Below are 6,772 nucleotides of genomic sequence, written 5' to 3'. Positions count from 1 at the left end.
TGACAAAACCTGAGTCCTTTATAGTTAAAGTGTTTGTTTGCACTCATATTTTAACTATTTAGACTCAGGTTTTTTTATTTAAAGCAAACTATGGGACAGTAGTGGTTTAGGCTTCCTTTTTATGAGCTTGCAATCTGCGAAAATTGAGAAAAGCTCATAAAATTCAACAACAATGTTTCACATGAAACATCAATATACGCACTGGCTAAATAATCAGCAGTTACGCTAAAAACAACAAAAGAATAAACCACGACAGCAACCACATTGAGTACTATGCAAAGAGCTATAAAAATCAAATAGATCTATTTGATAACAATAACGCTTAACAAAAAAACACCCGGGACAAATTTGAATGTCTGATTCGAATAAGATTGTGGTCTATGCAGCACTGGCAGGTAATCTGGCGATTGCGCTGGTCAAGTTTGTGGCTGCCTATATCACCAACAGTTCGGCCATGTTCAGTGAAGCTATTCACTCGGTGGTAGACACCTTGAATGAAATTTTGCTGCTGTATGGCATGAAAAAATCCCAGCAGCCTGCCAACTATAAGCATCCTTTTGGTTATGGCCGTGAGCTGTATTTTTGGGCCTTTATTGTGGCATTGATGGTTTTTGCACTGGGTGCGATTGTGTCGATTTATCAGGGCATACAACATGTACTTCATCCTGAAGCAATGCTGAATCCCACCATCAACTATATTGTGTTAAGCATCGCCATCTTGTGTGAAGGCACCTCGTGGTTGGTGGCCTTAAAAGCATTCCGTAAGGTGAAAGGCAAGCAAGGTTATTTCGAGGCTTTTCGGCACAGTAAAGATCCCACTACCTTTACCGTACTGTTTGAAGATACTGCCGCGTTATGTGGTCTGTTGATTGCCCTGATCGGGATATATCTGGCCCATGCCTTGAATATTCCTGAACTGGATGGCATGGCCTCGATCTTGATTGGTCTTGTATTGGCGGTTTCTGCTATTTTACTGGCACGTGAAACCAAGGGTTTATTGTTGGGGGAAACGGCCGATCCGCAACTGCGTAATGATATCTTGCTGATTGCCCAGGAAGATGAAGCGGTACAGTCAGCCAATGGCGTGCTGACCGAACAGATGGGCGCGCATCAGGTGCTGGCATCGTTAAGCCTGGAGTTTGAAGACAATTTAAGCTCGGATGACATTGAAGCTTGCGTCAATAGAATTGAAGCGAAAATCAAACAGATTCATCCGGAAATTGTGGCATTGTTTATCAAACCGCAAACTAAACAGGTGTGGTTGGAACGTATGCAAGGACGTTTAGAATAAAACGTGATATATATGTCAGTGCATTCAGAATACCGGATTTTGAATGTTGAGGTCAGACTAAGAAATTGAATCTACATGAAGCAGAAGCCTGAGCAATTACACTTTCAACTCCCGACCAAAGCATGCTGGTCACATACCTGGCGTCAGCCTTCATTTCAGTTTATGCATTCCAATCATCATGATGGTGAACGGTTCTTCAATGCCTTGCCCAGTCCTGCAGGGCGTGGACGGGTCGAGCTGATCAAGTGGCTGCTTAGCCGCAAGTCATCGACCTGGAATGTTGATGTTCAAAAAGAACAAGCTGAATTCTATGCCAGCAAACGTACCATTCCCCAGAACCGTCCAAACGCCAGTATAGATGACTGGCAAGTGTGGTTTGTCGGGCATGCTACGGTACTGTTGCAAATCGGGCCCTATAATCTGCTCACCGATCCGGTCTGGTGCGAACATGTCAGTCCCCAGCAGGGCAAAGGTCCGAAACGGGTCATCCCGGCGGGAATTGCCCTGGAAGAATTGCCGACCATTCATGCGGTGCTGCTGAGTCACAATCATTATGACCATATGGATCTGGCCAGCCTGGAATGGTTGCACGATAAATTTGCCATGCCGATTTATACCGGACTGGGCAATGCATGGTATTTGCCGAAAAGTTTTCATGTGCTGGAAATGGACTGGTGGCAATCGTCCTTATTGCAGGATTTAAAAATTATTTATACCCCGGCACAGCATTTTTCCGGTCGCGGCTTACGCGATCACAACCGGGCACTGTGGGGTGGTTTTTCAGTGTTAGCCGGAAAAGACCATTGTTTCTTTGCCGGAGATAGCGGCTATTCACCGCATTTTAAAGAGATTCAAAACCGTTTGGGTGCACCGCGTATTTCATTATTACCGATTGGTTCCTACCAGCCGCGTGAGCTGATGAACTATATGCATATGAATCCGCAGGAGGCTTTTCAGGCGCATCAGGATTTACATTCCAAATGTTCGCTGGCGATTCATTACCACACTTTTCAGCTGACCGATGAAAGTCGGGAACAGCCCGAACTGGACTTAAAAGTAGCCATGAAAAATACCTCCAAATTGATGACCCCCTTTTACTGCATTCGCGAAGGGCGGCGTCTGGTGGTTTGATGTTGTGCAAGATGTTTGTTTCTTAAGATGACGCTTGGCTCAGCTTTAACAGTTGAAGGGCAAGCATTGAAAGGGAAATCATCGCCATATTCATCACTACGGGGTTAAATGCAGAAGTGAGTTGCAAGGGACTGGTGAGCGCAATCAGCAATAATAATCCGGCTAAACCTAAAATATTCAGCTGATGGATGACGGCTGCTTTTTGCCAAATAAGGAAAGTACAGCCAAACACAATTTCAATCATGCCCGACAGGGTAACCGCCATTTTTGCCAGAGGGAGTTCTAAACCCATGCTCTGCCAAATGGTGATTTCAGCAGCTGACTGAAACAGGATTTTCGGAACCCATCCCTGATAAATCCAGAGTGCAGCAAGCGTGATCTGAATGAGCCGAAGCGGTTTTTCCAATAATAGAAGCTTATGATTCACGAATGGCAGGTTCCAGAAAATACGGTCTGTTCTCAGCAATAGCGATCATGCTTGATCAACATGATGGGGGGATGTTTGCTTGTTATGGCCTCACTATAGCACATTATTTTTAATCAGAAATATTGTCCAAAATCTCAAATTCTGATTGTCTTTATCACAGATTGATAATGCCATTCTAAAAATTTGACCTCTTGTTGTGAGGGTTGATAAATCCTGTTTTGAAGCCCGTTTTAGAATAGGCTTTTTCGATCGTTTTCATTCGTATAACTTGCTTTCTATTGTCATAAAAAACAGCTATTTTGATGATGAGTTAGAAATTTTTAACGGTTCATGACAATCGTCATTTTATGATTAATTTGGAGCTCAGATATGAATAATGATACGAAAACTGCAGGGAAATGCCCGTTCCACCAAGAGGGTGGCAATACTAATGCCGCCAGCTCAAATGCGGCTTGGTGGCCGAATGCTCTAAATCTTGACATTCTTGCTCAACACGATAAAAAAACCAATCCGATGGACCCGGATTTTGATTATGCCAAGGCATTTAATTCACTGGATTTAGAAGCAGTGAAACAGGATTTACGCGAACTCATTAACAGCAGCCAGGACTGGTGGCCATCGGACTACGGCAGCTACATTGGCATGTTCGTGCGTACTGCCTGGCACCTTGCCGGTTCTTACCGTAAGCAGGACGGTCGTGGTGGTGCCAATACCGGGAACCAGCGTTTTGCTCCACTCAACAGCTGGCCAGATAACGTCAACACCGATAAAGGCCGCCGTCTGCTTTGGCCGATTAAACGTAAATATGGCAATAAAATCTCTTGGGGCGATCTGATCATCCTGGCCGGTACAGTGGCGTATGAAGAAGCTGGTCTGAAAACGTTTGGTTTCGGTGGCGGTCGTCAAGACATCTGGCACCCTGAAAAAGACGTCAATTGGGGTTCTGAAAAAAAATGGCTGGATGCCACCAAAAACCGTTATGAAAATGATCAGGATCGTAAGTCATTAGACAATTCTCTTGCTGCCGTGCAGATGGGCCTGATTTACGTGAACCCTGAAGGGGTAGATGGTGTGCAGGATCCGCTGCGTACTGCACAGGATATGCGTGTCACTTTTGACCGTATGGGCATGAATGACGAAGAAACTGTGGCCTTGACTGCAGGTGGTCACACCATTGGTAAAGCACACGGTAACGGCAAAGCTGAATTGCTGGGTAAAGACGTTGAAGGCGCAGATGTCGAATTTCAGGGCCTAGGCTGGCATAACCCTGAAGGTACAGGTAACGGTGCCAATACCATGGTCAGTGGCCTGGAAGGGGCTTGGACCACGCATCCAACCAAATGGGACAATGAATTCTTCTATTTATTGTTCACCTATGAGTGGGAAAAAACCATCAGCCCGGCAGGTGCTAAACAATGGGAACCGATCAACATCAAAGAGGAAGACAAACCTGTTGATGCACACAACCCGAATGTCCGTCGTAACCCGATGATGACTGATGCCGATATGGCACTGAAAATTGATCCTGAGTATCGCAAAATCTCTGAGCGTTTCTATAAAGACCCAGCTTATTTTGCTGAAGTGTTTGCGCGTGCATGGTACAAGCTGACTCACCGTGACATGGGGCCAAAATCGCGTTATTTAGGTGCCGATGTTCCTGCTGAGGATCTAATCTGGCAAGACCCGATTCCATCGGTGAACTACGTGTTGTCTGAAGCGGAAATTGAAGACCTCAAAGCGAAATTGCTGAACAGCGGTTTAAGCACAGCCGAGTTAATCAACACCGCTTGGGACAGCGCGCGTACTTTCCGTGGTTCCGACTATCGTGGTGGTGCGAACGGTGCGCATATCCGTCTCGCTCCGCAAAAAGACTGGGTAGGTAACGAACCTGAACGTTTGGCGAAAGTGTTGGCGAAACTTGAAGAAATTCAGGCCGGTCTTGAGAAGAAAGTCAGCATTGCCGACCTGATTGTACTGGGCGGTACGGCTGCTGTTGAAAAAGCAGCTCAGGCTGCGGGTGTAGACATTAAAGTTCCATTCACGCCGGGACGAGGGGATGCCACTCAAGAGCAAACGGATGTCTATTCATTTGAAGACTTGTTACCGAAACACGATGGTTTCCGTAACTGGCTAAAAGAAGACTACACTGCGCAACCTGAAGAATTGCTGTTAGACCGTGCTCAGTTACTGGGTTTAACTGCACCGGAAATGACGGTACTGATTGGTGGTATGCGTGTACTGGGAACCAACTATGCTGGGGCAAAAGAAGGCGTGTTTACAGACCGGGAAGGCGTATTAACAAACGACTTCTTCGTGAACTTGACTGACATGGCCTACAACTGGAAACCGGTCGGCAAAAACCGTTACGAGATTGTAGACCGTGCAACGGGCACAGCGAAATGGACTGCAACACGTGTGGACTTGGTGTTTGGTTCGAACTCGATTCTACGTTCATATGCAGAAGTATATGCACAAGATGACAACAAAGAAAAATTCGTCAAAGACTTTGTTGCTGCCTGGACCAAAGTGATGAATGCAGACCGTTTTGATGTGAAGAAATAATTTCACTGATTTAGGTTAGAAAAAAAAACCGCCTTTAGGGCGGTTTTTTTGTGAAACATTGATACCTCATGTAAAACCTGAATTTTTAACCATTCAGCTTTTTATGGATTTTAAGATATTGATATTATTTGGCTTATACATTTATTTTGATGTGAGATGTATTGTATTAATTTTACGAAAATTTAATTTGTAGATATAAACTTCTTTCTATAATTACTGGCTCAATATCAATTTGGTTTGTCAGCTGATAGGGATATTGAATTTTTTAACAACTTAAAGAATTTATCTAATTTTTAATCAAAAAACTCAGAGTCTTAAACTTCCTACACTGTATATTTTTTGTAAATCATTTATAATATTTCTATATTTTTCAAATAATACAGGTAAATAGAGTTAATGACTGATCAAGAAAATAATAAGCCTGATTTAATTTATACAGTCGTTGAGAAAATTGCAATTTCAGCAGATGATGCAATGGCTGTAGCATGTGGCTATAAGAAACAAGTTCTAGAGAAAAATTCAAATCTAAGTAAAACGTCCGCTCAGAAAATAGTCGCACAAAAAATTATAGATAGATACTCAAAGATTAGTGCAACATCAGGAGCAGCAACATCATTAACAAGCATTGTGCCAGGATTAGGAACGGCTGTATCTATTGCTGCCGGAGGAACAATGGATGTTGCTATTTCCATGAAGCTACAGGTAGATATGGTTATGTGTTTAGCTGCTGCATATGACTATGACTTGAATAATGAGGATGCTAAGCATATGAGCTTTTTGATCGCTGGTCTTGGAGCATTAGAGCAGACTGGAACAACTCAAGCATCTAAGTTAGCATCAAAGGCTGGAGTTAAAATGGTTGAAAGATATTTGAAAGGAGCAGCATTGGAAACAATAAAGCAAATATTCAAAGCAATTGGTATTAACTTTACAAAAGCGGCTTTAAAAAAGGCTTTACCATTTGGCATAGGAGTTATTGTTAGTTCGACTACTAACTATACCTTAACTAAATTTGTTGGAAAACAAGCCTTAGAATGGTTTATTTGTGATGCCGATCATAAAAAAGCTGCTTAATAAAGGAATAACAGTATTTGTTAAAATCCATTTAAAATATCAATGACTTAAAAATCCCCCAAAAAACGAAAAAATGTGCAAAAAGCCGGCTTGGAAACAACTCGACTTTTTTATGAATGGCTTTGACATATTTTGCCCGTTAAAAACGGATATTTAACTTTTAAAAAGAACATTTCTATTAGAATAGGACTTACGCACTATTATTTATAGATTCTCTGTGGTAGCAGATGATTTTTATCGAGAATAAAGTCATCAATGAAGTTTTTGATCATTGGTCTAAATAATTT

At 42.8% G+C, this 6,772-nt stretch carries 5 protein-coding genes; 4 read left to right on the top strand and 1 reads right to left on the bottom strand.

Going from position 1 to position 6,772, the window contains the following annotated elements; all coding sequences use genetic code 11:
- The first annotated feature begins 352 nt into the window (after positions 1-352).
- Together ACE01T_RS16670 and ACE01T_RS16665 are read left to right on the top strand one after the other, a co-directional pair.
- Positions 353-1,291 (top strand): cation diffusion facilitator family transporter, encoded by a 939-nt coding sequence (locus ACE01T_RS16670; protein WP_086195291.1) that lies wholly within the window; start codon positions 353-355, stop codon positions 1,289-1,291.
- Positions 1,292-1,366: 75 nt separating this feature from the next.
- Positions 1,367-2,422: an MBL fold metallo-hydrolase gene (locus tag ACE01T_RS16665; RefSeq protein ID WP_395519718.1), complete on the top strand. Its 1,056-nt coding sequence runs from the start codon at positions 1,367-1,369 to the stop codon at positions 2,420-2,422.
- Between the two features lie 22 nt (positions 2,423-2,444).
- Here the strand turns inward: ACE01T_RS16665 and ACE01T_RS16660 are convergent, their stop codons facing one another.
- Entirely contained in the window at positions 2,445-2,849 is a 405-nt protein-coding gene (locus ACE01T_RS16660; protein WP_395519717.1) for a DoxX-like family protein, read from the bottom strand.
- Positions 2,850-3,218: 369 nt separating this feature from the next.
- On the opposite strand from ACE01T_RS16660, the gene katG reads away from it, so the two are divergent.
- Together katG and ACE01T_RS16650 are read left to right on the top strand one after the other, a co-directional pair.
- A complete protein-coding gene (gene katG / locus ACE01T_RS16655) occupies positions 3,219-5,411 on the top strand; it encodes a catalase/peroxidase HPI (RefSeq protein WP_395519716.1) in 2,193 nt (730 codons plus the stop codon).
- 396 nt (positions 5,412-5,807) lie between these two features.
- Complete coding sequence (locus tag ACE01T_RS16650) at positions 5,808-6,485, top strand: EcsC family protein (protein WP_395519715.1); 678 nt, start codon at positions 5,808-5,810, stop codon at positions 6,483-6,485.
- Positions 6,486-6,772: the final 287 nt, after the last annotated feature.

It is taken from the genome of Acinetobacter uliginosus (genome assembly GCF_044130295.1).
In the GTDB taxonomy this organism is placed as follows: Bacteria; Pseudomonadota; Gammaproteobacteria; order Pseudomonadales; family Moraxellaceae; genus Acinetobacter.
The sequence above is the reverse complement of the archived record's forward strand: the minus strand, read 5'-3'. Positions and strand labels throughout refer to the sequence as shown.